Raw genomic sequence first — 26,282 nt, 5'->3', positions numbered from 1 at the left:
TGACCGAGATGCCTGTGTTGTCGATTGGGGAATAAAATTCCGGTAACGACTGCGAACGCTTTTTTATTTTTTATGGCTGTTATTTTTATTGTCGCCTAGGCGCTAATCGATACCTCTGGTAACTAAATATAGAGCGCACTTGAGCGAGGCGCGACATTACGGCTTCTCTATGTCGCTCGCAATATATCTACGCACTAATGGCGCCAAAATCCATATAAATTTAGCGGATGATATTTACCCGTTTCGGAAAGTGACAAGCGCTGATTTTTGTCCGTGGCGCTTTAGTAACGCGTGTTACTGAAGCTCGCTGTAGTTTGTACGCCGCACTAAAAAGATACAGGCTAAAAAAGAAAACCGATCGCGGGGATCGGTTTTCTTTTTTGCTCAGTCCAACAATTGTTATTGCACGCGGATGTTGTCGATCCAAACGGCGTCCTCGCCTCTGGCAACACTGCCATCTTTTTGGTAGACGAATTTGATAGTGTGGAAACCCGCGCTGATCGGCAAACTTTGCGACTGCCATTGATCGATGGATTGCACGTAGAGTTTCAACTCACCATCTACATAGACATACAAACTATCGCAACAGCTTTCAGAGGAAACCCGCGCATCAAAACTCAATGTGGATTGATTAAATACTGCGGCCCATTCCACCGCAGAGTTTTGGCTATCGCCAATCGCACCTGAGCGCAAACTCTTAGTGCCATTTGATGCAACGCCATCAGTTACCGTCCAACCCGCATGAGTATTAGCCGGCGTAATCCAGCCCGTAAACGACTGCTCAAATGACTCTGCAAAGCTCACCAGCGCGGCGGGTTTGCTCTGCGCATCATTCGGGTCAGTCATAAAATGGGTGACTTCCAGCAGATCGCTAATGGAGTCCGAATCCGAGTCACTTTGCAGCGGATTGGTGTGATATTGATAGACTTCTTCGCCATCGGTTAAGCCATCGTCATCCGAATCCGGGTCATTCGGATTGGTATTGAACTCGTTGACCTCATCGCCATCATTGACCAGATCACCATCGGTATCATCAAGCGCAGGATTGGTATCGACTGCAAACTCTTCCAAGGCACTCAGGCCATCGTTATCGCCATCTAGCGCAGCATCGCCCGGGCTATCGAGATCAAGGCCATTGGCCAGTTCCCACCAATCCGGTAGTCCATCGCTATCGCTGTCCGGCTGCGGGAAACTGGCCAGATAAACTGTTGGTATCGCCAGTGTTTGCGCACGCTGCCAATCCGCCGAGTACCAGACAATCTGGTTGTCGTAGTTAATGACCAACAATTCGTTGCGATCATTAACACTGGCCGTGCGCGCAGAGTTGACGCTCACCCGCTGGTCGATCAAGCGCTGGGCGTTGTAGCGAATTACTTCGTTATAAGCCACTGCGATCAGGCGATCCTCGCTATCGATCAGGATTTGCCGTGCATCAACCGTGTTCATCTGGCTGACCAGCGCCAGCGTATTCGGGTTGTACTTGTACACCACCGAATTGCTATAGGCGTAGATAAAACCACCTGAGTCCAAGGCAATCGAGGTGTAGTTGTGCGAACCAAACCGGGTAATCGCGCCAGAGGTCAGATTGACCCTGTCGATCCCCCCGGTATTGGTTGCCGAATTCCAGGTAGTCGCATAGGCAAAGTTACCCGCTGCCGCCACTAGGCCGCCAACGTCAGAATAGTAGCTGAGCGCGCCCAAACCATCGAAGTAGCGCCAGTTAAAAGTGGCCAAATCCAGCACCCCCAAACGAACCTGATTGCCACCAAACAGTGCTACCAGTTTTTCATTGCCGATACTGGCGATGCTCTGCACAGTTGCATCCTGCACCGATAGGCCGGTACCCAGGCTTCTTACAAGAGTTTTATTGGCATCGATAAATTGCAAGCTGTTGTTGTACAGACTTACAAACTGCACCCCCAATTGGGTATTGGTCTGCGCCGTTTGAATCACCAGATTGTCCAGATAAATCGCGCAAGACTGGCTGTTACTGCGAATACTGATCGTGTGCATTCCCAATGGAATAACCGTCTTGAGGCTAGCCCAACTGGTAGTCACGTAGATGCTGCCCATCAACTGCTCATCCACATAAACGTCCAAGGTGCCGGCATAGTCGCAATTCGCTTTCACATCGAGCGAGAAATCACTGGCGCTAAAGAAGCCGGTAAAACCTATGTCTGCTTCATAGCGCATTTGCAGGGCTTTGGTGCCGTGGCTGGCGTTATTCAGGCTGATACTGACATCAGTGGTGGTATCCGATAACACCCAACCAGCAGGTAAGTTGGCATCTTCGAACGAATAAACGCCCGCACTGAACATGGGCGGAATCGAAAGCGCATTGTTCGGGTCTGTGCCCACCAGATACTCGGAGTAGTTAGGTATGCCATCGCCGTCAGTATCCAGATCGCGGTCAGCGGCATCGAGCGGATTGAAGCCATTGCTGACTTCCCAGTCGTCGCGCATGGAGTCGCCATCCGAGTCTATGCTGGTCGGATCTGTGTGATGCGTATTCACCTCATCAGCATCGCTCAACTGGTCGCCATCCGAGTCCGTCTGGTCGGCGTAGGTGCCTTGCGTGAACTCTTCCAGATTGGTGAGGCCATCGGCATCCAGATCGAGCGCTGCATCGCTGGCATCCTGCAGATTCAAACCATAGTGACGCTCCCACCAGTCGGGCAGGCCGTCGTTATCGCTATCACCTTCCAGATTGATCGCCACCAACTGCTGATCCGCCTGAATATAGAGTGCACCATCGGCGCCCAATGCCAAGCGTCCACCCGCTGCATAGCTCCAGAGCAGCTCACCGGTGCTGGACGAGAGCGCATAGGTAGTATTGCTAGTGGCAACAAAGATATGACTGAGGGTCGCAATGATATTGCTGTTCAGATAATAGCTATCCGGACGCCAGCTCCAGCGCTGCTGGCCATTGATTTCATCCACCGCCGTCAGCGAGCCATTAGTCAGGTAGATCACCTGCCCATTGGCGGCAACCGGCAGGACACTTTCATTGTAGTACTGATCATTGACGCGCCAATTAATCTGGCGTGTCGCTATGTCGTAGCTGATCAAATCATTGGCGTGAGTGAGGATATTGTTGCGTGAACCCAATACTAGATTAGGGTTGGCGTTTGCTTGGGTATCGATGCTAAACGCGGCCGTACCGGTAGTGCGACTCAAGGCATGGATTTGCGCGCTGTAGGTATAAAACAGGTACTGGTCATTGAGTGCCATATCATTGCCGGTGGACACGCTGGCACTCCACAGGTTTGCACCTGTATCCAAGCGCGTTGCCACAATAGCGTTGTGCGCCATTGAGTAGGCGGTATTGCCCAACACACTGGGGCGCAGCTGGCTCGCGTAAAAAGAGTTACCCAAGCTGACACTGGTCGCTGCCGCACCGGAATCTGCATTAAATTGGCGGATGCTGGTTGGGTTCGAGGCCTGCACAACTACCTGACCAACACTAAAGGTGGGTGCGCTGATATTGTAGATTTGTGACAGATCTTGCTTCCATTCTTGCTTGCCATCTACCGCATTGAGCGACAGCAGACTATTGCCACTGGAGTAGTTGCCACCCTGAGTGACAAACACATGGCTGTCGCCGGTTGCCACAGGCGAGATTGGCAGGCTAAAACGCTTGCTCCAGCGCAGGCTAAAGTCAGCTTCATCGAGGCGATAGGGTTGGAAGCCATTGTGGGCGGCATTGCCCTGTGTCATCGCCCAATCACCCAAGTGCGGAGTGCTGGCGGCGCTGTTGTGGTCGGTGCCACTGTAGATTTCATCGAGGTTGCTGAAGCCATCGCCATCGCTATCAGCAGTGGCATCATTTTCATCGAGCGGGTTCAAGCCGAGCGCCAATTCGCGCGCATCATCCAGACCATCGCCATCAGTATCAGCCAAGAGAGGATTGGTAGCGTGAGTGTTCAGCTCGGCACCGTCACTTAGACCATCGCTGTCCGAATCGGCGCGCAATGGGTTGGTGCCACTGGTATTCAGCTCATAACCATCAGTCAAACCATCGCCGTCGGTGTCGGCCACCAGCGGATTGGTTTTGGCCGTGTATTCCTGCAGGTTGCTCAAACCGTCGCTATCAAGGTCAACCGCCGGATCCAGATCGCCGCCATAGCGGCGCTCCCACCATTGCAGCAGGCCATCATTGTCGGTATCGCCCTGGGTATCCACCGCAGTCACTTGGTTGCCATTGAACAGATACAGGGTGCCATCAACCCCCATCGACAACTCGGCAGCGCCCTTGGCAATACTCCAGGCAATAGTGCGCGTGGTCAGGTTCAGGCCATAGGTAGTGCTGCCATCAGAATAGAAAAGATGGCTGGCGGTCAGGACTATATTGTTTGAACCCCAGTTGTAGGGCAGCGTCATGCTCCAGCTGAGCGCACCTGTTTGCTCGTTGATCACACAGAGTTTGTTATTGCCCATGACATACACATGGCCATTGCCCAAGGCGGTACGGTAGCCCGGACAATCCGGGTTGAGCCAGCTGCGGGTGCCATCGGCGGTATTGATGCTGCTGAGTTTGCCATCCTGGGTTTGCACAATCAGGTTGTCTCTGGTGCCCATCATCACCTGCTCGATGTAGCCCTCAAGGGTGATGCGTCTTAACAAACTGCCATTAGTAACCGAGAAAATATTGAGCGAACTGCTGCCTACGGCAACTAGCTGGTTATTACCCAGCAAGAAGCGCTCGCTATTGTAAAAATAATCGCTGGCGGCGTTTGAACTCCACAGTAAATTCCCGCTCGCCAGACTGTAAGCCTCAAACGAACGGCCACTGCTGGCGACGGCATAGAGTGTATCGCTGCCCAAGATAGGCAGGCGATTGTTGGAGTTGCTGCCCAAGGTCTTGCTGCGCAATTGAGCGCCGGTCGCGGCATTAACTACCACAAAACTCGCAGTGCCATTTTGGCTGGTGAAATACACCAATTTGCCATCCTGAGTGGCGAGGTTGGTATCGCTGCTATTGGCCGTTGTGTTGCGCCAGATTTCTGCACCTGTACCTGCATCCCAACCTACCAGCTGGCTATTGGCGGTGCGCATAATCAAGGTATCGCTCGCACTTACCGGCATGCTGAGCGTTTGCACCGAGCTCCTGCTCCAGCGCTCGCTAAAGCGGCTGTCATCCAACATTAAAGGGTTGTAGCGATTACGCTGGTTATTGCCGGAAGTACGCGACCAGTCACTCGCTTGCGGGCGGGAATTAGCGTCATTAAACGCAGTATTGGCGCGCAGCTCATGGAGGTTGGAAAAGCCATCGCCATCGCTATCGGCAAGGGCGTCTTGACCGTCGAGCGGGTTTAAGCCAACGCTGATCTCTTCTTTATCACTTAAACCATCGCCATCACTATCCACTTTGGTGGCATCGGTCAGATGGGTTTTTATTTCGGCGTAGTCACCCAAACCATCGCCATCGGTATCCGCGATTAAGGGCGAGCTAGCGCCGCTGGACTCTTCGCCATCCAACAGCCCATCACCATCGGTATCAGCGATTGTCGGGTTGGTATTCAGATTGAATTCTTGCAATCCGGTCAAACCATCGCCATCGGTGTCGGCGGTAGGGTTGATGTTTTTATGCAGGCGCTTTTCCCACCAATCGGGCAGGCCATCTGCATCTATATCGCCTTCAAGATCAATTGCCACCACGCCAGTCGCGCTAAAAATAACTAGCGCACCTTCCGCCATCAACATACCACCGGAGGTGTTGTTCAACGTCCAAGCTAATACACCTGTCTCCAATAGATAGGCATAGGTATTTTGAGCGTCGCGCACAAACAAGAGGTTGTTGGTCAACAGTGGATCGCCGATAAAACTGTTGCTGCCACTGATGGTGGAGACTAGCGCACCTGTCGCTATGGCACGACCTTCAATCACACCATTATTGATAATGTAAAACTGATCGCCCTTAACCACTGGCTGGCCGCTAAAAGTAGAACCGAGCTCCCATGCCAGTGTTTTGCTCGCAAGGTTAAACGCCACTAACCGGCCCTGATAGTTAGCGAGCACATAATCACCCGCCACCACTGGTGCCAGGTTCATACTCCAACCGCCCCAGACAAAATTCGGATCGGGAATTTCAAAATCCACATTGCCGGTAAGACGGTTGGCAACGGTCAGTTTGGGCGAGTATTGGCCGGTATAGGCGATGGCATAGCCACCTGATATAGCAGGGGTAAATTGATCGTACTGGTTAAGGGTCTGCCACCATTTTTGCGCACCGGTTTTGGCATCAATCGCATACATTCCACCGTAGTAACCTCCGGCGATATACACAGTGCCATCCACGATGGTTGGAGGGAAAAAACTACTCCACTGATCTTCCAGCTTGGTTTTGAATACCGGTGCACCATTCGCCGCGGTAAACGCCCAGAGAAAGGCATCCTCATAACCGCCGGTTTGTACATAGACAATGCCATCGGCGTAGGCTGGCTGGTTAAGCCCATAAAAGGAATCGCCCGCCAGAGATTGGGTCCAGAGGGTGGTACCGGTACGGGCATCCAGCGCTATCAGCTGGCCACCCTGATTGAGGAAAATATAGCCGTCACCCGCCGCGCCCGGAATGGCGGAGGACAGCGCAAGGTTGGTGCTCCAGCGCTGCTTGAAGTTGCTGGTAGTGAGGGTGATATCTATATGGCCGCTGTGTTTGGCATTGGCTTGATAGGTTGTCCAAGCCGGGATCGCTTGCCCTAATGGATCGGTATCGGCGTTATCGCCAATCCCGTCATTGTCGGTATCGACAGTCTCAGTAGCATCATTCGGGAAGCGGTCTTTGTTATCGCCCACACCGTCGCGGTCAGAGTCGAGCCACTCACTGGGATCATTGGGGAATGCATCAGTGCTATCGGGATGACCATCGCGGTCAGTATCCAAAGGCGCAACAGATGAAGTCCCGCCGCCTCCACCCCCACCACCTCCGCCGCCACCACAGGCGACAAATAGCGAACACAACAACACGCCAGCTAGCAAACGAACAGAACGTCCGGACATACAAACCCCTTCCATAAGGAATCAATTTATTAAATTTATTAGGAAATTGGCCAGAGACCCTTGGCCAGAGCACGCATGCTAGCAATCAGCTTGTTTATTTGCACGACAATTCGCAGCAGTATTGATCAACGTCCGTCAGGAAACTCGGAAATAGGTACAGGGCGACCAAAAAAGTAGCCTTGGTATTTAAAACAGCCTTCGCTTTCGAGCCAATCGCGCTGCTCTTTGGTTTCTACACCCTCAGCGATAACCGTGAGTTCCATGCTTTGTGCGAGACGGATCACCATACGCGCGATGGCGGCATCGTTGGGGTCGGTGAGTACATCTTTGACGAACGACTTGTCGATTTTCAACTCGCTGATCGGCAAGCGCTTGAGGTAGGAGAGGGATGAATAGCCAGTGCCAAAGTCGTCGAGCGAGAAGCGGATACCCCGGCTTCTAAGCGCGTCCATTTTGGTGATGATGTCCTGCTGATTGGCGACCAGCATGCTTTCGGTGAGTTCGAGTTTGAGGCGATTGGGCACAGCACCCGTCTGCTCGATTATCGCCAACAGCTGCTCTACAAACTGCGGGTGCTGGAATTGGCGCGCACTGACGTTGATCGAGAGGATGATGTCTGCCGTCTGCGGACTTTTGCTCCACTCCACCAACTGCGCGCAGGCGGTGGCGAGAATCCAGTGGCCGAGCGGCAAAATCAGCCCCGACTCTTCCGCGAGCGGGATAAATTCCAGCGGCGGCACCATGCCGCGTTGCGGGTGAATCCAGCGCACCAAGCCTTCGGCGCCCACCACCTTGCCGTGTTGATTGAGCTGCGGCTGGTAGTAGAGTTGGAACTGTTGTTGGTAGAGCGCATCGCGGATTTCATTTTGCAGCGCAAACCGCTGGGCGGTGATGGTCTGCATTTCCGGGTCAAAAAAGCGCAGGGTATTTCGCCCCGCCGCCTTGGCGTGATACATGGCCTGATCGGCTTGTTTCAGCAGCTCGTCAATCTGCACCGGAGTATCGCCAAACAGGCAAATCCCGATACTGGGCGAGTTGAAATACTCCTGACCTTCAAGTTGATAAGCGTTATTGAGGCTGGCGAGGATTTTCTCGGCAATCTGCTGCACCTGACGCGCGGCCTTGTCGTGCTCGGCATCCAACCCTTCAAACACCACCAGAAATTCATCGCCCCCCAAACGCGCCACCGTATCCTGAGTGCGCACCGCTTGGCGCAAGCGATCCGCTACGGCGATCAACAGCAAATCGCCGATGTGATGACCGCGGTTATCGTTGAGGGTTTTGAAGTCGTCGAGGTCGATAAACAAGAGCGCGCCCAGTGAGCTTTGGCGCTGGCTGGTGACGATTGCACGCTCCAGCCGATCTTGCAGCAGACGGCGGTTAGGCAACTGGGTGAGCGGGTCATAAAACGCGAGTTTGTTGATGCGCTCTTCGCTTTCTTTGCGCTGGGTGATGTCGCGGCTCAAAACCACAAAACGGGTAACGCCATCCTCACTATCGGCTTTGCGTGACACAGATAACTCAAAAGTCGCCGGGCCACGCGGCAAATTTATCGAATACCATTTGCCAGTGGAGATGCCGCATTCTGCTGCTTCGCGCAGTGCCTCATCCACAATGGTGCAAGCCGGTTCGGGCAGGAACTGATGAAACCTCTGCCCCAAAAACTCGTCCGGTTTGAGTACCAATAAATCCGGCTGGTTGGTGTGATAACTGTGGATGATGCCTTTACTATCAACCTCAAATAACTGGTCGGGGATGGCATCCAGCGTCGCCTGCAGATGGGCGCGCGCCTTGAGCAGCTCGCGCGTCTGGTCGGCTACTGCATCCTGTAAATGCAAACGCCGCCGCTGAATCATCACCATCAGCCAACCTTGGTAACTCAGCAGCAAACTCAGCAACAAAGCGATCAGGATTTCACCCAGTAAATGCATCTGATCCGTCCAACCTGCAACCGGCGCGACACTGAGCGTCCAATTGCCATTAGGCACATCAAACATTTTATGCACAGGGTCGATCAGAAAACCGGCTTCATGGGCGGTAATCGTCTGCTGCTCTCCGGTATCGGGATTAGTGCGCCACAGCCGATAGGCCATGCCCTGATCCGCCAATTGGTTGAGATTAGCGCTCTGCAACAGGCGATCGATACGAATAATGACGTTACTAAACCCCCAAAACTGCTGCCCTTCAGGGGTCGATAAATACACCGGCAGCCGCGCCACAGCACCTACGCCCCCTTGCACCAATTGCACCGGGCCGGCGAGGGTTAACTGGCCGGAGTCGCGCGCGCGTATCGCCTCTTTGTTTTGAAAGGTGTCGGCCAATTGATTGAAGCCGAGCGATGCCTCGTTGCCTTCGAGTGGGTATACCTTGGTAATAATCCCGTTCGGCGACAAACTGATATGGGAGACGCTATCGAAATAGGGCAGAAGCTCGCGCGCGGCATCTTCAAAGCGAGCAGTGGCGCCGTGGCCAAGGCGTACCATAGCGGCGAAAGAGTAGTTGAGCGTCAGTGCCTGATTGAGGCTATCGCGCACCAAAAAAGCATGGTTCTGGGCAATATTTTCCACATCAGCGCGGCGCGCATGGCGTTGGTTATCTTCCAATTGCCAAATAATCAACGCCGACAAACTGAGGCAAACCGCCAACACCGCCAACGCCATCGCCTTGGGACTGCGCAAAAGTAAGGGAATGGCCTCAGGCATATTGGGAAACAATCCGGTTACAAAACAAACAATGAAAGATGTGACAACTATAGCATTGCTATAGCCGCTTGCCTGCGGGATTGCTGCATGAATGGTGCCTAAATGATCAGATATAAACCCACTAGCTATCGCCTTCAGGTATAGGATCAGAATCACTCTCAGTTACTGGCGAGGTGTATTGGGTATAAATGGAATCGATCGGACGGCGAATCTCATCGCGCTTGGTGCCATCGGCATTTTTGATATAGGCATAGCAGTTGAATCTGGCGTTGATAAAGTTTGCCGGATCTTTTTTGCCCGGCTGGGGAATTGTCTCCTGAATGTTGTTTACATCTACGCTGTAATAAACCCAGTAGTGATGCTGTATCACCCAGTTTTTCACCTGCGTTTCTATTTGATGTAGATGCGCACTGTTGGCAGCTGCGGTGATGGGATACATATTGGCATTATTGCCAAGCCCACCAATATGATGATTGAGCAAGTGTCCCTTGATATAACGCGATACGCTGGGACGACGTGGATTTGTCACTAAATTTTTCATCACATCACCCAGTGCGGCTCGCGCAGGAGGGCTGCCTTGGTTAATTTTATCTGGCCCTACCGGATCAGCCACCATGGTTACTCCCACAGGGAAACCAGCAGCTGAGCCACTAGTTCCGGTGGGAGTCAAATTGGACGCCAAGGTCAGCCCCGACGTTGTGCCTTTGAGCGGCGAATTGATATCGACCATCTGCTCTTGCGTTGCGCGCAATTTCACGCGGGTGATTTCGCCAGAGGTTTGGTACACCACTTCACTTAACGCAAAGCGATTTTTGATGCGCAGGAAATATTCGGCCAGTGCATCTGTGCCATCCGTTGCCTCTACCGCCAGCAAAATCATTTGGCGCGCACCGTTTAAATCGATGCGCTCTTCATCGGCGCTGCGCGGTGTGGTGACGGGCACATCATTTAAATTATTTAACGTAAGTGGATTAGGCAGACGCCCGCTCGCATCACCCACACCCAATAAAGGTGTGAGGTGAGTCGCGAGTAAATCCACTTTTTGTGTCAGCTCCGCGCGCAGTGCCGTGGTATCTGCACCTTCAGCGGCGCTCGCCAAGCGCTGTTTAATGCTTTGAATTTCACGCAGGGTCGCAACCGCTTGGGTTTTATGGGTTTGTTTTTGCGCGCGCTGTGGATCGGCATCGGCAATCACCAGATTTTCCAGAAAAATATTCACCGGCGTAGGTGTCGATTCCACAATCAATTCGCCGCGCTCACTTTGAAAATACAATTCGTGGCTGTGACCTTCACTATCGCGAAATTCTTTGCGGCTCTCCCACCAGTTGCGCACTGCCGCAGCACCGGCGCGCAGCATATCCAGAAACGCGCGCCCGGCACGCACCGCTGCACCGATAATACTGTCGAGCGCGCCGTTAACCCGCTCGCGAATACTTTCCACCAATTCGCGAATACGCTCGCCCAGATTGCCAAAACCAAATTGATTGGCGAGAAAACCGATCACAATCGGCATGGCATCCGCCATAGTGGTTTCCAAATAATTCGCGGCGGTATCAATCATGCCGCGCGCAATATCGGCGATGCCCGCCACCACCGAATTAATAATTCCCAACATTTCCACCATGTACTGCGCAAAGGATTCAATCGCGTGGTAAATCGCAATCAGCGCATTGATCACCGGCATAATGCCGGTCACATCCAAGAGCGACATCAACCAGCGCGAAGCAGTGCCGATAATCGCAGTGTTAATCCAATTGACCGCGCTGGTGAGCACCATATTCCACAAATCGGAAATGCGCTCCTGAATCATGCGCCACAATCCGGGCAGCCCCTCCATAATCGCCACTTGAATAAATTCCCACGCGCCGCTCGCCAATTCCACTGCGCCGCGAATGCGCTCCACCATCGGCTGCCCCACATGCACCGCGAGCAAACGCCAGATATTTTCCAGTGTCAAACCCAGCAGCTCAAACACAAAACCGATAATCGAGCGGAAGCTGGTAATGTCGGGCGGCGTTAATCCGGCCTCGGTAATTTTGCTAAATAGCCAACCGGTTACGCCGCCAAATAGATGCGTAAAAATATTGCCAAAAAATTGCGTGACGCCCTGCCACATGGAGCGCAATAAATTGCCGAGAAAACCGATTGGGTCCATCAAAATATCGGAAAAAGCTTGCGCGGCATTGGCGACAATTTGCACCAGCAATTGCGCCGGAATTCCAATCAAGCCGAGCATCTCGCGGAAGAAACGCCAGGCCGCGCCAAACAAATCGCCATCGACAAAAATTTGCCGAAGTATCGCCAATGCTGTCGTTTGCACCCGCTGCCAGATATCGCCCGCCGCAACCAATTGTTGAAACAGCGGAATACGGCCGATAATTTGTTCGACAAAAAAATCTTTCAACGGATTTTTAATGCAGTCAGGCACCAGCGCCCAGAGCGGCCCGAGTAAAAAATCCGGCAGCCGCCCGAGCAGATCACCCACCACTGACACAATCCGCTGCAGTGCATTTAACACCGGCTCGATAAAGTGCGAGAGGTACACAAGTGCATCGCCCAGCGCGCTAAATAATCCCTGCACGGTTTCGCGCGCCCAACTGCCGATGCTGTCCAGCCCGGTGCTAAGCCAGGAAAACACACTGCTTAAACCATTGAGCAGCGGGGCGATAACCAAGGCATTGATAAATTGTTTGCCGGTATCCACAGCGCCGCCAATTTTTTCAGCAATCCAGCTGCCGGTATCAATCAAGGTGGTGCGAAAGTTTTGAATGCCGAGCAAAATCGCAGGCAATAGTTCACGCAGTGTCGTTTGGTTTTCGGCAACATCGCCGCCTTCACTGGTATCCATATTGCGCGCGGTTTCCGCGACCTGTTGTAACCAGCCATTTACCGTTTCGCGGAAATTTAAAATCGCTTCCAGCGGCAATATTTCCTGCACCTTGGTAATCACCGCTTGAATGGGTTCGATCACCGGTGCGAGTTCGGTTTTAATTGCCGTCCACGCCTCTTGCGCTTTGCCTTGCACCCATTGGATTAATCCGTTTTGATCATTGCCCTCATCGTCCGGCAAGCCCAATTGCGCTTTGATCCAATTCCAGGCATCGCTCATTACATCACGCACGGCATTCACGACCGGGCTCGCCCAGTTCCAAATATCCTGACCCAGTTCCTGAATAAATTGCCAGGCATCACCGGCAACTTCTTGCAACCATTCAATTACTGGTGCGCCAAAGCGCTGCCATAAATTGGAAAAAAACTCGCCGATAGGGCGAAAGAAATCGCTGATCGCTGTCCATGCATCATTGGCTAATTCGGTCACTGCATCGCGCATGCTGCGCAGCGCGGCAAACAAGGGTTCACAATCGCCCTGCGCGAGTCCCGCCAGAATTGTGGTGGCACTTACCGCCAAGCGCGAAAAGGTCGTTAGCAAGGTGGCAACAAAACCACTTTGATCTTCAAGGCCGTCAAAAATCGATTGGGTTACCGCTTCAATTTTTTCGCGCAGATAACCAAAAAATCCCTTCTCGCGTATTTCAGTAATCAAGCGCGCCAACTCGGGTGCATAGTCTTCTACATAAGACCAAACAAAATCCGCGCCCGCTTCAATAACTGCTTCGCCTGCATCAACTACTGCACCGCCCACTGCCACTGCCGCATCACCAACCGCGCCTACCGCATCGCCCGCTGCATCCCATGCATCACCCGCCCAATTGCGCTGCACTTGCTGACTTGAGTTGGAAATTTCGGCGGGCGCCGTGTTTGTTAATGGCACCGCAGGAGTTAGCACAGAAGCAATTTGATTAACTGAGTTTACCGGCTCAGCGGTTAACACATCGGCATTGAGAACTGCTGTATTGAGCGCAGCCGGCGCAAGTGTTTGCACTGCTCCCTGTTGCACCACATGGGTGAGCTCGTGCGCGAGTAAACGCAAACCGCTACTGGTTTCCGGTTGATATTCTCCCGGCGCAAAGGCGATGTGATCGCGCCAGGTAAACGCGCGTGCATGAATTTCCTGCGCGCTTTCGGCGGCTTGTTGATGGGTGTGAATTTGCACGCGCGAAAAATCGTAACCCATACGCGCTTTAAAAAAATTCACTGCACTTTTGGGTAGATAACGGCCGGTGCGAAATGCACTTTTAATTCGCTGCCATAAACCGGGGCGCGTTTGTGTCTGTGATTCAGATGACGTTTGTTGTTCCGCTTGCGCATAGCGTTGCAACTGCTCCTCTTCACATTCTGAACAGAGGCGCTGCAATTCCGGTTCTGTCGTTTGATTTGCTGATTGCACTAGAGGTTCAGCGGTCACACGTTGAATTTCAGTTTCTTCTTCACAACTGGCGCAAGCGCGCTGTACTTCAGCAGCATTGCTCTGCGTTGCAAATGGAGAATATGCAGTGCGGTCAGTTTGCGCCATCACGCTATCGGCAACACGCTCAGCTTCTAATTCAAGCGGATCGCTTGGTTCACTAATCGCAGGCAATGATTGTTGCGGTTTTTTTTGTACTTCTTCCGCACATTCATCGCACTGACGCGATAACAGAGATTCGCTGCTAGGGGATATATGACTGAGCGAGTGATTGGTTGTTGCGGTTGTAGTCTCAGAGGCTGAATTTTCCACCAAGCCCGGACGCAACACGCGCATAACACTTGCAGTTTGACGATGTGCAGTCACAGGTCTGCTTTTACTGCGCGCAGCAGCAGCGGGTTTACGCGCGATACTGACCTGTGTGCGTTCCATAAGCGAATGCCGGATTTATACCCTAGGACACTGATTGCTGTAAGACGAAAAGCCAAACACATCCGCGATATAACTTGCATAACATTCAGGGTTGCGACCACGCTGGCGCTGGTTGCCCGCATTGTGCGCTTGCAAGCCGTAACGCAGATGCGCCAATTCATGCACGATCATGGTCGCCTGTTCACCCGCGGTTGATGACCAAAACGGCGGGCAGAGTGCAATTGCGCGCGCGCTTCGCTCCGGGCAAGTCCAGGCACCCCACGCAGGATGCGCACTGCAGCGATCGCGACAAGAACCAATACTCACGCGTGAACGATCATTGCTAATGTAACCAATGCCCGCATCGAGATAAGTGCCAATATTTTCAAAGCGCGCAGACAGCGATTCCAATTCGCGCGCTTGCGCCTGAGCTTCGGTTGCATAGGTTTGGCCACTAAACCGATTGCGAAAACGCGTGCCTACTTGTTCCGGCGTATCGAATCGGTTCAGGTAGGCGAGGAAGGAATTCGATGAACTGTTATTCATCGCCATATCCAACATCATGCTATCGAGAAAACTAAAAATGGTTGCTGATGTTAGATAACCGGCGGCCGCTGAATCTGCCGCAGTAACTACCGCACGCGGATCAGCCGACGCGGAATGCAAATTCGCTGGCAGAGATGAATTTCCAGAAACTGTACCCACAGCCGATGTTTGCATCACTTCCTGCACCGCAGGAGATTGCTGTGGATATATACGTGAACGCGACGTTTGCGGGTTCCGCATTGCAATGTGCGCGGCACGTTTACCCGTACAATATTTAACAGCCATAACCTTTCCTCCATGAGGAAAAATACAGCGGCGATAATTAACGCAAGAGTTTCAGTTTGTTCTGTGCCTCTTGCACCATGACCAATACTTTTTGTGCATCTACACCGCGCTCAACTAATTTGGCACTATCGACACTGGCCAGATCATTTACCGTTAACACACCTTCATTGCGCAAAATTTCCTGGGTTTTGGCATCGACGCTGGCCAATTCTTTTACCGGCCGCACCTTGGTGACTTCCAGTTGTAGGGATTTTAAATTGGTGCTGATTTCCACCATACCCGATTGCATGGCGATCAACTCCTGTTGCGCTTTGCTGCGTTCAGTGCGCAACAGATTCAACTGCGAATTCAGTGCTGCTACATCTTCAACGGCTTTGGATTTTTCTTCTTGCAGGGCTTTCAACTGATTTTGCAGTTCGGTGGTTTCATTGAGCGATTGTTTGCGCGCTTCAACGCGGGCGATGGATTCTTCCACCGCCTGCATATTTTCCAGCGACTGTTTGCGCAGCTCAAATTCAGCTAATTTATTTTCATCCAGCGTTAGTATTTTTTCCTGCGGCGCTTCTGCTGCATAAAACAACACCTTTCCATTTTTTTGATAGACAGTCACCTTGCTGTTTTTCGGAATGCGCTTGGGTGTCTCTTGATATTTTTGTAATACGACTCCCGCTTGCTCAGGGCGATATTCTTTTACCTCAACTTGCATTCCCTGTTGTTCCAACTCTTGTACTGCAGATTCCGTTTGCGCAAATCGCAATGCCAGTTTATCTGCGCCATCTTCTGCTGGTTTGCGTTGATTAAACAACAATTTATCGCGCAGCAATGCCATAGGTGCGGAAAACTGTTTGGTGTTTTCGCGCATCATCATTTTGACATCGGTTGTTTTTGCCTGATACATCGCCTGTTTATAGGTCTTGCCACTGACAACGGCAAACTGGTCAGTATTGGCCTGATACTTATCGGCATAATTTTTAAAGAGATTGGGGAAAATAGCGCAGCAGATTTTAGATACACCCAGTTTTATCACTGGCAAGATAGGTACTATAGAAAGCCAGTACTCCAATTTTGGAAAAGTCCATACATCTTTGCGTTTACCTAGATTGCAAATTTTATACACTTCGCTGTCTTTCACCGTTATGCACGCCAGCCATACCTTGTCTTTTTCATCGCAGTCCGGGCAATTCATCAACAGCAAATGGCAAAAACAATCTTTCAGGTTTTGCAAAAGATTTCCAGCCAATGCAACAAATGCGAGGATAACCTCCCAGCGATACTTAGCCAGCGCATTATTAAATGCTTGATCAGTTTTTAATTCATCCTGCGGAATTGCGGTGAGTGTATTACTGGCAAAATTTAAAGAATAAACCGTGCCTTTTTCGCGGCTTATAGCTAACGCGGTCGGCATTATTTGCACGGGAACTCGCTCTACCGCCACGTTTATCCGTTCAAATAATTGCAAGCGAAATTCATCTTGCAAGGCAACAATCAAACATGAAAGCCCGGTGTGGTAGGCGAGGGTTATTTCAGTGTCCGGCAACTGCGAATATATTTGCGGTGGTGCAGTGGGAAAAACACCATTGTTGATGTTGTAAACTCTGATTTCTTTATTGTCATTACTACCGTCAACGACAACATAGAGCTCGTTGGTATTGTTTTGATTTGCGGGGCTTAGCGCAATGCCATCGCTGCCACTGGCCAACACACCACTCGCGGGATTCGTTAATGTATGAGTTTGCGCAACTATATTTTCACTATTCGCAGTTGCACCAGCCAAAGGCACTATTACAATCCGGTCATAGATTGTAGTTTCTCCGGCACTGGCGTCAGCGGCAGTAGCAAACAATCGCTCCTGCTCAACGTCATAAGCGACATGACCCACCGCATTAAATTGACAACTGGGTGCGGGGACAAATTTTTCATCGCTAAATATTTTTTCAGCATCGATGATATAAAGCCCATCGCCGATGCCTAACACAAACAGCAAGTTTTCCTGCTTGGACACAAAACGCATATCCGCTACACGTACACCGCAGAGTACGGCACTCACTTCCCATTCGATTTTTCCCTCTTCAAAACGACCGCGGCTTAAAATCGAATCCATACCGTTAATATCGACTGCGGCATAAATTAATTTTCCGTCCTGTGAAAAAGTAACAGCAGTTGTCTCACCGCCTTGCGCCGAAGGCACATTGCTTTTTGCTATGAGTGTTTCGTTATCCACATTAAAAATATTAACGCTGGTATCGCTGCCGCCGTAGGTGAGTACAAATTGCTCCTGCGGATGAACTACAAGCTGTTGATGATGGTCGCGGCCAAAATAGGTGGTGATGCTGGTTTCCGGAAATGGATACTCGGGAAAGTCCTGCCCTTTAAGCATGCCGCAAAAAGTTTTACTCTGCAGAATTTCGCGCAGGCGATGATAAAAATCACGCAGGATCACGTGCTCTTTCTTGGAGGTAAACACATAAGCGCCGTGGGGTTTGGAAAGTAAATAGACAATCAGGTTAATCAGGGTGGTAAATTTTTTGCGGCGCACGGAAATTAATTCGCCATTGTTTTTTTCCTCTTCATCAATTTCATCGATATTCAAATCGTCAAGTTCGTCTTTCACATCGTCGATCAAGTCCTTGATACAGGTCTGATAGAAATCCATCCAAATGGTGCTATCAAACAGATTATCTTTATGGGTTTTTTCGTCATAGGCTTCGATTTTTAACACCGGGTCGCCGCCAGCTTCGCCTATATCGATATACAAGCAAAGGCTTGCATTGCCTTCTGCATCCAGTATTGTTGTTGCTGTTTCCTCTTCGAGTTTTTTAACCGCTTCGAGCACATTAAAATTCTGCGGCAATTCCAGCACCAGATCATCGCCCTCACAGCCCAACGCATAACCGGGTGTGACAGTTACGCGCTCTTGCGGCTGCACACTGCCATCGTCTTCAATTACTGCCGGTGCGCATTGCACTTTTAATCCGCAGACCACACCCATGCCGTGCAAATGTTTGTTGTGCCATTTTAGATTGCGCTGCTGGCATAAATAATCCAGCGCTTCTTGCACAGTGCGCACATTGGGACCGTCGCAACTGCTGTTGTCGTAACACACATCTTTTGCGCTTATGTCGGTGAGCGGCGGAAATTCAAACGAGGTGCATTCACTGCTTTCGGGAATAAAATTGCTCAGGCTACCGTCAGCGGCTATTTGCGCACGGCCGAGCACAAAATAATGATGGCGAATGCCATTGGGCAGCGCTTGATCAAGCAATACTGAACCCGCGCTGTGAATAACTTCGCGCACCGGTGCCTGCCAATAATCTCCTGCCAATGCGGTGTTACTGGCAAGATCAAAAGTTAAAACAGTTTCATTTAGATTGATTGTGATCGGGCCCGTTAAATCGATAAACGCGTGGTCGCTATCGCCATAACTATTACTCAAACTGCGGCCGCGATCTGCACCGCTTACTAGCGACCAAACGCCCGCAATTTTTTGTAGCTGCACAAATCCATCCCAGCGTCTTACCAGTGGTAAATTCGCGGGTTTACTTGAGGGATAACCATCAAACAATTGCCCGCGCACCGGCGCAAAACCATTGGTGAGATGATGACCGAGGTGTTTTTCACTGGTCATGTGTAATGCAGCATTCTCTGTATTAACGCCAGAAAAAAATTCGTAACACCACTGGCTGGATGCAAAACCCGGCGGCGTTTCACCATCGACATATTGTTCAGCGCCGTTTTCGCTTGACCATTTAAACGTGATACCACTGATTTGTGGAATCGCATCCGTTGTCCATTCAACATGGTGCACTTCAATGCGAAATAAATAATTGCCGACTTTATCTTGCAGCGCGAGTTCATCGGCACAGGGATCGCAGGGATCTTTCACTGTTTTACCGGCGCGCAGCGAGAGCGAAACCGGAATTGTGCCTATGGCGGGATTGAGCGCGGCATTATTGTGAATATCGTTAATACTGATGCTGGTGGCACAGGCTTTTATTTGCGCCATGGTTTGTGTGCGTGTGCAGGTGTCGGCGCCTTTTAAACCCGGGTCTAATAAATTTTCATCTTCCAGTGCGGTAACTGCGCGCTCCCACACATCGGCATATAAACGATATTCACCGGCAGCCAATAGCGGGGCGGAAGGAAAATCCGCTTGCTGATAAAAATTAAATTGCGGATTGGCAGTTTTGCTATTGGGTAAAACGCGCGCGCGAATACCATCGACATACACATGTCCCCAATGCAGTTGATGATTGTTGGGTGCGAGGGTTTTGACCATGCCGCGCATGCGTGGTGTGCCGCTGCCGATCACATCTTGCAGCGCGTCCTGCATTTGGAATTGCACCAGTTGCGACAGTTCATTCCAATCCGCATCGGTGATCATGCGCCCCATCTGCTGGAATACGCCGGAGTAATTATTGTCTGCTGAAAAGCTGGCGCGGGAAATTTGTGTTTTCATAGCCTTGTCTCAATCGCTGGTTTAATCGTTGAAAATCCGTTTGTCCTTGGTCTTACATCGAGTATGTTCCCTGCTGGAATGGATTTGATTACTGGTTGCGGGACCGTCTGAGACAGGGATGTCGAAGATGAGCCTACATGGATGTATTCACGGCGTGTCCCGCAATCAGTAATCAAGTCCATTGAACAAAGTCCATCAAATTCAATATTCAATTAACACTAAGTCATTAATTCCGGAAAGCGCGTTAAGTGTTCATCCGGAATCACCACTGCTTCAAAACCTATGGGTAAATAATCTTTCAGTTTTTCTTTCACTGCCGCAAAACGCACACACAAATATAAAAAGTGATAGGCGCCCATTTCGGTTCCATCTTCGGCGCCCTGACAAATGCTTTCGTCGCTTGCTGGATGCAATACTCCACAACTGCCATGACCAAATTGCTCGCTAAAAAAATGCACCGGCGCGCGCGTATTGTGAAAATGTTGTTCGAGATTGGCGGGTAGTTGCGCGGGCAAAATATGGCTGTAGCGCACACACATTTTGGTGGGCGGCGCTTTGGCGGGTTCGGCGGGAATCACATGGTCTTTGCGAATCAGGCAAGTAAAAATGCACTCACTCGCTTGCAGCGCTTCCACCAAACATTTTTTCAACACTGTGCAATATTCAAGGCGCGTTAAACTGGTGGCGGATTGCAGATCGCGAAATAGACAATTGCGCGCATGAATCACTGGCACCTTGAGATGACGCGGATCTGTGCCCTCAAAACGGCTGTGTACTTCCAGAATTTTTACCGCGCAGCGATCCAGCGTTACCACACCTGAATCGATTTCAACTTTGTTATTGAGCACCAGCCCGGCAAAGTGATAGCCGTTGACGCCCGGGTCTGGCTCTGGGTCAGCGGGGCCGACACCGGAAGGAATGATTTGGCCGAGTTTAAATACGCCGTTGATTTGCACCGGGGTAAAAACACGCGCACTGAGTTGGCGATTTTCAAATACCAAAGTGCCATCGAGTCGAGAATAAAGCGCAACCTGTTTTAAAAAACTCTCGCTGGGAATTTCAACGTTATCCAACCAACTTTGCTGCCATTGCACTTTGATGATGTTGCGCGGAAAAAATCCTTCGGGCTGCACCACATTGAGCAAAATTTTGCGCGGATGAAAATGGCCAACGCGCCAGTCACTACTGCGCAAATCGGGCGTGCGTTTACTGGCATCATCAAAGGCCGCGCTATGAAATTTTCCACTCGCGTCTATGTGCTGGTGATGGCAGGGTACGCCGTGAGGATATTGTTGGCGCCAGCGATAGGACACACCGCCGACACTGCTCACCTGACTGTTGGGATAGTTGTCTTCACTGGCTACCGCGCGGGTGCCTATGCGGAAATCGATAGTCGCCGCAGGCAGGCCGGGGTGTTTGGCCATTTCACTGGGAATTGTCTTATTCAGCTCAGTCTCGGCACCAAAATAGGCTTCCGGCAGTAGCGGTTCATCCAAGCGCGGTGTCATCGCCAGCCGACGCCATGCCTCCTGCACCACCACTTCCCACTGGCCAATGGCTTCGGCTACCTCATCCACCACTCGCAAGGTGCCTTTGCGCTGGCGCCAAGCCACAGCCTTGGCAATTTCAGCGCGTTTACCCTCAGCCAAGGGTGATACCAAACGCACATCGAGCAGGTCGGCAAAGTAGGGCAGCAGCCACTCCTGTGCGGCGGGTTCTGTGTCATCCAGCGGCAGGTCGGGAAAGTTGTCGGCGTAGTGCTGACGCATTGTCTGGTAGAGGCGGTCGAGCAGGCTGTCGGCCGCCGCTAAATAGTCGCGCGTATGGCCGGTTTCATCCTGCTGGCGAATGTAGGCGGGCAGTATGTCGTAGAGTTTGAGGGTGCGATCAGACATCGGCGGCCTCCCAGCTGATACTTGGGGCGATAAGCTCCGCGTTGAGGTAAATCAGTTGGCGATTGCCCGGCGTCAGGCGGCGCAATGTGTGGTCGTCACCGTAGAAGAGATCGGCAGGCTCGGTCAGGTCGCCGGCCTCATCGATAAAGCCGTCGGGATTAATCAGAACATCGGCGTTTTCCACACCTTCCACTGCTTCCACTACTTGGTAGACGCGCGATAAATAGAGTGGTTCGGCCAGCTGCGCTTGTTGCAAACTAAAGCTATCCAGCAGGCTTATACGTACAAGTTCGGCGATCTTGTCGCCATCGTAGGCATTGATATCGACCCGTAATTTGATACGTAAATCGAGCAATATCGCCTGATAGGCTTCGATGTAGACCGACACACCGGGGCGCGAAAAACCTTCCAGATAAGTTTTGATGCCAGCTTTGAAATCTGCACTTAAAGCCCCGCCACCAGCGGGCACCAACACCACTTCCACCCGATCAGTAGCGCGTGGGGTATCGGGCAGGGCGTAGGAACGGGCTTGCCAGATGCTGGCGTGGCGCTGGGCGATATGGCCGTAATCGGCGATGGATACTGCCCGCTCCAGCGTCAGTACCGAAGCCGGTGCCAGCTCGCGCAGGGACGCCCCGGTTTCCAAGTCACCGCCACCAGTCGCGGCCACTGGTTGCAACACCGCCTCCACCAGCGCATGAGGCTTTTTCAGTTTGCTCAGGCTGGCCGCGGGTAAATTGCCCGCAATACCGGCGCCGAAACGCGCCTGAATCAGCAGGTTATTGGTGCCGGTGGGCAGGCGCTGGCCGTGAATGCCATCGCCAAAGCGCACCAGCGCCTGATGGTCTTCATTGAGCGCCACTTCATAGTGGGTATCGGTAGCTTCCGAATCGCGCAGGTTATCCACTTGCGTCCAGACGCGGTCATCCACCTGAATCCGCACTGCAGCGCGCACGCCACTGATAAAGTTGTTGTCCTGTTCAAAGGCCAGGCCGGTTTTGGCGAACAGAAATTGCTGATTGGCCTCGATCCGGTTGCCACTGCCCAGTACTGACTGGCCGCGATTTTCGCCCTGCCCGGCCTTGACCACATTGGCGCAGACGCGGGTGGCGTATTTGGGCAAATCCATACCGCTAAGACTGGGTTTTACTGAGATCACCAGCTCGCCATCATCAAAATCCAGAATCTCCTGCACCGTCACCAAGCGGCTATCCTGCGCGCCCAGCACCCAGAGCGCGCGGCCAACGGTCATTGCTGGAGGCAACTCGGCGAGGTTCAGCGTCAATTGGCTGTGAGTGCTGGAGCTATCGTGATAAATCGAATCCTGATTTTGGTTGTAACCCAAGTGCGGCAGGGATTCCTTAAAGTGCCCCTGCCCCAGAATCCAGCGCCCACTAGCCAGACTGCCTTGTACCGTGAGGCGATAGGCGCCCTCAAGCAGCTCGATCTTGGCAATTTTGCGGCTGTAAAACTGGCCGCTGGCATTTTGCAGAATGATCCAGTCACCGCTCGCCAGATCCCCCGGTTTACCGGAGAACTGTAATACCGCAGACGTAGTGTTGAGGATGCTGAACGCAGCAGGCGGGTTGACTGGCAGGTAATAAATACTGGCGCTGGTATTGGCATCAAGCGCGTCATAAATATGCTCACTGCCTTCATTATGTGCTGTCGGCGTAACCGCTGTCTGATCTGATTTCCATACCGAGGCATAGCCGCGCTGTTTCGGCAGGACAAATTCACCCGCTTGCTTTTTGGACTGCAAGGTCTGATACAACACTGTGCCACTGGTAACCGAGCTATTGAATTCAACACGATTGCCATCCACCGCCAGTACCTTGCGAACAACCCAATTAGCGCCTGAGGCATAAGCCAAAAGGTCATCTGCACGCACACTGGTATTGACGCTGGATACCTCCACCACATTGGCACCATTCAAGCGCGGTGCGTTTTGCCATGCAGGCGCCAACTGCAAACGCAGATCAGCCAGTGCCCAGCTTTGCGCGCTAAAGCCCTGCTCAATCACCTTGAGGCCGATGTGATCACTGCTGATCGATATGATTTCTACCGCCGCCGCCTGATTCAGGCAGGTCACCAGCCCTCTATCGCCCACACTGGTGCCCTCGGGGATGCCTTCTGGGATGGTACTGAGCCAATACTCCAGCGTGCCGTTGCAGGCGGGAATGGTCAGGTTTGCAACCGAGCGATCATGGTTAGGCGCGCGCAGTTCATTGAGGCGATAATCAAGCGCCAGCTCTTGCAGGGTTTCAAACACCAGCGGGCTGCTGCCGTCTTTGGGCTGGTTTTGCAGGGCGAGCCCCGGATCAATCACACCTACACCTGTGATGCCCTTGCTGGCATCGGGCAGCTTGGCAAAGAGCGCGACCCAGGCCTCGGCCGAGGCGGGCGGTGCCGGGTGATAGTCGAGCATTTTCACCAGCCGCCGCACATTGTCCCACTGGGTGGCGGTGCGGATGTAGCGCTCGTTGCTATAGGCATCGATGGTCTGCGCCAGCACATGGCTGGAGCGGGCAAAAGTGCGCAGGATTTCCCAGGCGTAGTCGCGCCTTGGGCTGCCGTATTGGTCGAGCAGCCGCACCTGCCATTCGCGCAGGTTTTTATCGCTGGCGAGACTATCAAGATCGCCGCCCAACCACGCCAGCACATCCTCATCGGCGCCAAATTGGGTGCGCAGCGCGAGGCGCAGGTCTTCCAGATAAGTGGCCGCATTGCCGTCGATATACTGCAAACGGCTCAGGCCAGCGCGATTCCAGCGAGTCAAATCATCTGTGGATTCGAGGGAGCTGCTCATCCGCGTTGCCCTCCGTGTAACGTCAGCCGCCAGTAGCCGTAGGATTGTCTTTTCTTGGTCGCAGCGTCTGGCTCATCCTTGGTGCAAGCCTCCGGCAGGTTGTCGCAGCGGGCGATCTCAAAGGCATCGAGCTTGATCACTCCCGAGCCGGATTCATCGGCATAGCGGTCGCCGACCCGCTTAAAGCGGTTGAGGCAGACCGCCTTGACGCCATCGAGTGCCATCAGGGTTTCGATCAGGTCGCTGGCGTAAATATCCTGCCCAAAGGCCAGTCTGCCCGGCTCAAAAAACCCGCCCGGATCAGTGCCCAGCGCCTGGGCGATGGCCTGCCGGACTTCAGATTGGAAGTAGTTGGCATCCACCCGCACCGACAGGTTCAGATAGAGGCCGACCGGTGTGGCATCGCGCAGCCAGACCTGTTGACCGGCCATGCGATAGCGGTCGATATAGGCGTCGATCACCATGCGAAAACTCGGGTGCAGATGCCAATCCACCGAGGGCAGTTGCTCGCCCCAGTGAAAGTCATCCACCGCCTGCTGCAATCCGGCCAGTTCATCGGCGGGAACGGCGGCGTCTATGGCTTCATCCAAAATACCGTTTTCACTTAATACCGCGACTATTTCGATGGTTGCCCATGAGCCAGTCCAGCGGCTGTTGGCGGCGGCGCGCAATACCAGTGGATGATCTTCGCTGCGCTCGCGATAGTCGTTGAGCGTCACCATGCGCCGGTTGGTGTGCAGCGCGGCGGGGCCAGCGCGGCGCGCGGCGTCCATCAAATGGCTATTGTTGTACCAGCGCTGCTCCAGCTGTTCAGTGGCAAAGCGGCGGTGGGCGGGAATTTCCAAATCCAGCGCCTCGCGCAGGTTGTCGGCGTCATAGCCCAGCAGCTGCAAAAACTGGCGCTCGGTAGTGCGATTGGCAAGACTGGGGGCGCTGCCCAAGGCATTAGCGGGTTGCTCCAACCAGATCAGCAGTCGAATCAGGTGCTCAGTACGGGTCAGGTCGGGCACAAAATTGAGGCTCGCCACCGCTAGCCCTTTGAACGCAAGCAGATGTTTGACCAGTGCGGCATCGTTCCACTGGGGCTGATAGTGCTCGCGCACCGCGTCGTAACCGATTAGCGATAACAGACGGCGCAGGCTGTCTGGGCGGCGCGCCGAGTCCAGATAGGCTTCACTCTGGCTGCGGTCGAGGGTGTCGGAGATCTGGTCGAGCACTACCGCCAGCGCCTCCACTAACACCACTTCAATATCCGCCGGCGTCCAGCGGCTGCGTTCAGGGAAGCGACCGGCCAGCTCCTCCAGCATAAACAACCGAAAACCGTCGTAATCGCGCTGCATCCAGTCGAAATCGTCGCCGATCTTCGGCAAAGGGCGCGGCAAATCCACCTGCCGCTGGCCGCAGTCGCCACAGCAGTTTTTGACAAATTCAAGCAATGGCTGGGGCGTTTGCGCCATCACACACCTCCTGCCACGTCAAACTCCACCAGCTCGGTGTGGTTGAGCGCCGTAAGGTGATAGGCAATGCTGACGATCAAGCGCTCGGGAAAATCCTCATCGGCGCGCACACTGATTTCCAGATCGCGCGGTGCGACTTCGCCCGCGAGCGCCTCCGCCAAGCTCGCCTGCAAACGCTGTTTGGTGATTTGCCAGAGTGGTGAGCTGTTGGGCTCAAAGATAAGCGCGCGTATACCGGCGCCAAATTCCGGCCGGAACCAGCGCTCGCCCGGGTCGGTAAACAGCACCATTTCAATCTGGTCGCGGATATGGGGAATGCGCTGCAAGGTCGCCGCCCCTGTGCGCCCCAAACGCAGCGGGAAATCCATATAAACCGGTTGATTGAGTTTGCTCATGGCCTGTTCTTCCTGGATTGA

At 52.7% G+C, this 26,282-nt stretch carries 9 protein-coding genes; all 9 read right to left on the bottom strand.

Annotation, left to right across the window (positions count from 1 at the left end; translation table 11 throughout):
* Positions 1 to 399: 399 nt before the first annotated feature.
* Positions 400 to 6,999 (bottom strand): outer membrane protein assembly factor BamB family protein, encoded by a 6,600-nt coding sequence (locus tag SPL68_RS02860; protein WP_323813555.1) that lies wholly within the window; start codon positions 6,997 to 6,999, stop codon positions 400 to 402.
* 125 nt (positions 7,000 to 7,124) lie between these two features.
* Positions 7,125 to 9,857, bottom strand: a complete 2,733-nt coding sequence (locus SPL68_RS02855; protein WP_323813554.1) for a bifunctional diguanylate cyclase/phosphodiesterase — start codon at positions 9,855 to 9,857, stop codon at positions 7,125 to 7,127.
* Entirely contained in the window at positions 9,823 to 14,439 is a 4,617-nt protein-coding gene (locus SPL68_RS02850; RefSeq protein ID WP_323813553.1) for an eCIS core domain-containing protein, read from the bottom strand. Before SPL68_RS02850 ends, SPL68_RS02855 begins: the two co-directional genes overlap by 35 nt.
* A gap of 15 nt (positions 14,440 to 14,454) precedes the next feature.
* Positions 14,455 to 15,249 (bottom strand): hypothetical protein, encoded by a 795-nt coding sequence (locus SPL68_RS02845; protein ID WP_323813552.1) that lies wholly within the window; start codon positions 15,247 to 15,249, stop codon positions 14,455 to 14,457.
* 37 nt (positions 15,250 to 15,286) lie between these two features.
* Entirely contained in the window at positions 15,287 to 19,705 is a 4,419-nt protein-coding gene (locus SPL68_RS02840; RefSeq protein WP_323813551.1) for a DUF6519 domain-containing protein, read from the bottom strand.
* Positions 19,706 to 19,923: 218 nt separating this feature from the next.
* A complete protein-coding gene (locus SPL68_RS02835; protein WP_323813550.1) occupies positions 19,924 to 21,600 on the bottom strand; it encodes a phage tail protein in 1,677 nt (558 codons plus the stop codon).
* A complete protein-coding gene (locus tag SPL68_RS02830; RefSeq protein WP_323813549.1) occupies positions 21,593 to 24,409 on the bottom strand; it encodes a baseplate J/gp47 family protein in 2,817 nt (938 codons plus the stop codon). The genes SPL68_RS02835 and SPL68_RS02830 overlap by 8 nt, the downstream gene beginning before the upstream one ends.
* Positions 24,406 to 25,866 carry a baseplate J/gp47 family protein gene (locus tag SPL68_RS02825; RefSeq protein WP_323813548.1) on the bottom strand — a complete coding sequence of 487 codons (1,461 nt, stop codon included), beginning with the start codon at positions 25,864 to 25,866 and terminating at the stop codon, positions 24,406 to 24,408. The genes SPL68_RS02830 and SPL68_RS02825 overlap by 4 nt, the downstream gene beginning before the upstream one ends.
* Complete coding sequence (locus SPL68_RS02820; protein WP_323813547.1) at positions 25,866 to 26,261, bottom strand: GPW/gp25 family protein; 396 nt, start codon at positions 26,259 to 26,261, stop codon at positions 25,866 to 25,868. The genes SPL68_RS02825 and SPL68_RS02820 overlap by 1 nt, the downstream gene beginning before the upstream one ends.
* Positions 26,262 to 26,282 lie beyond the last annotated feature (21 nt).

It is taken from the genome of Cellvibrio chitinivorans (genome assembly GCF_035117775.1).
Lineage (GTDB): Bacteria > Pseudomonadota > Gammaproteobacteria > Pseudomonadales > Cellvibrionaceae > Cellvibrio > Cellvibrio chitinivorans.
This window is presented reverse-complemented; position numbering and strand designations above follow the sequence as displayed.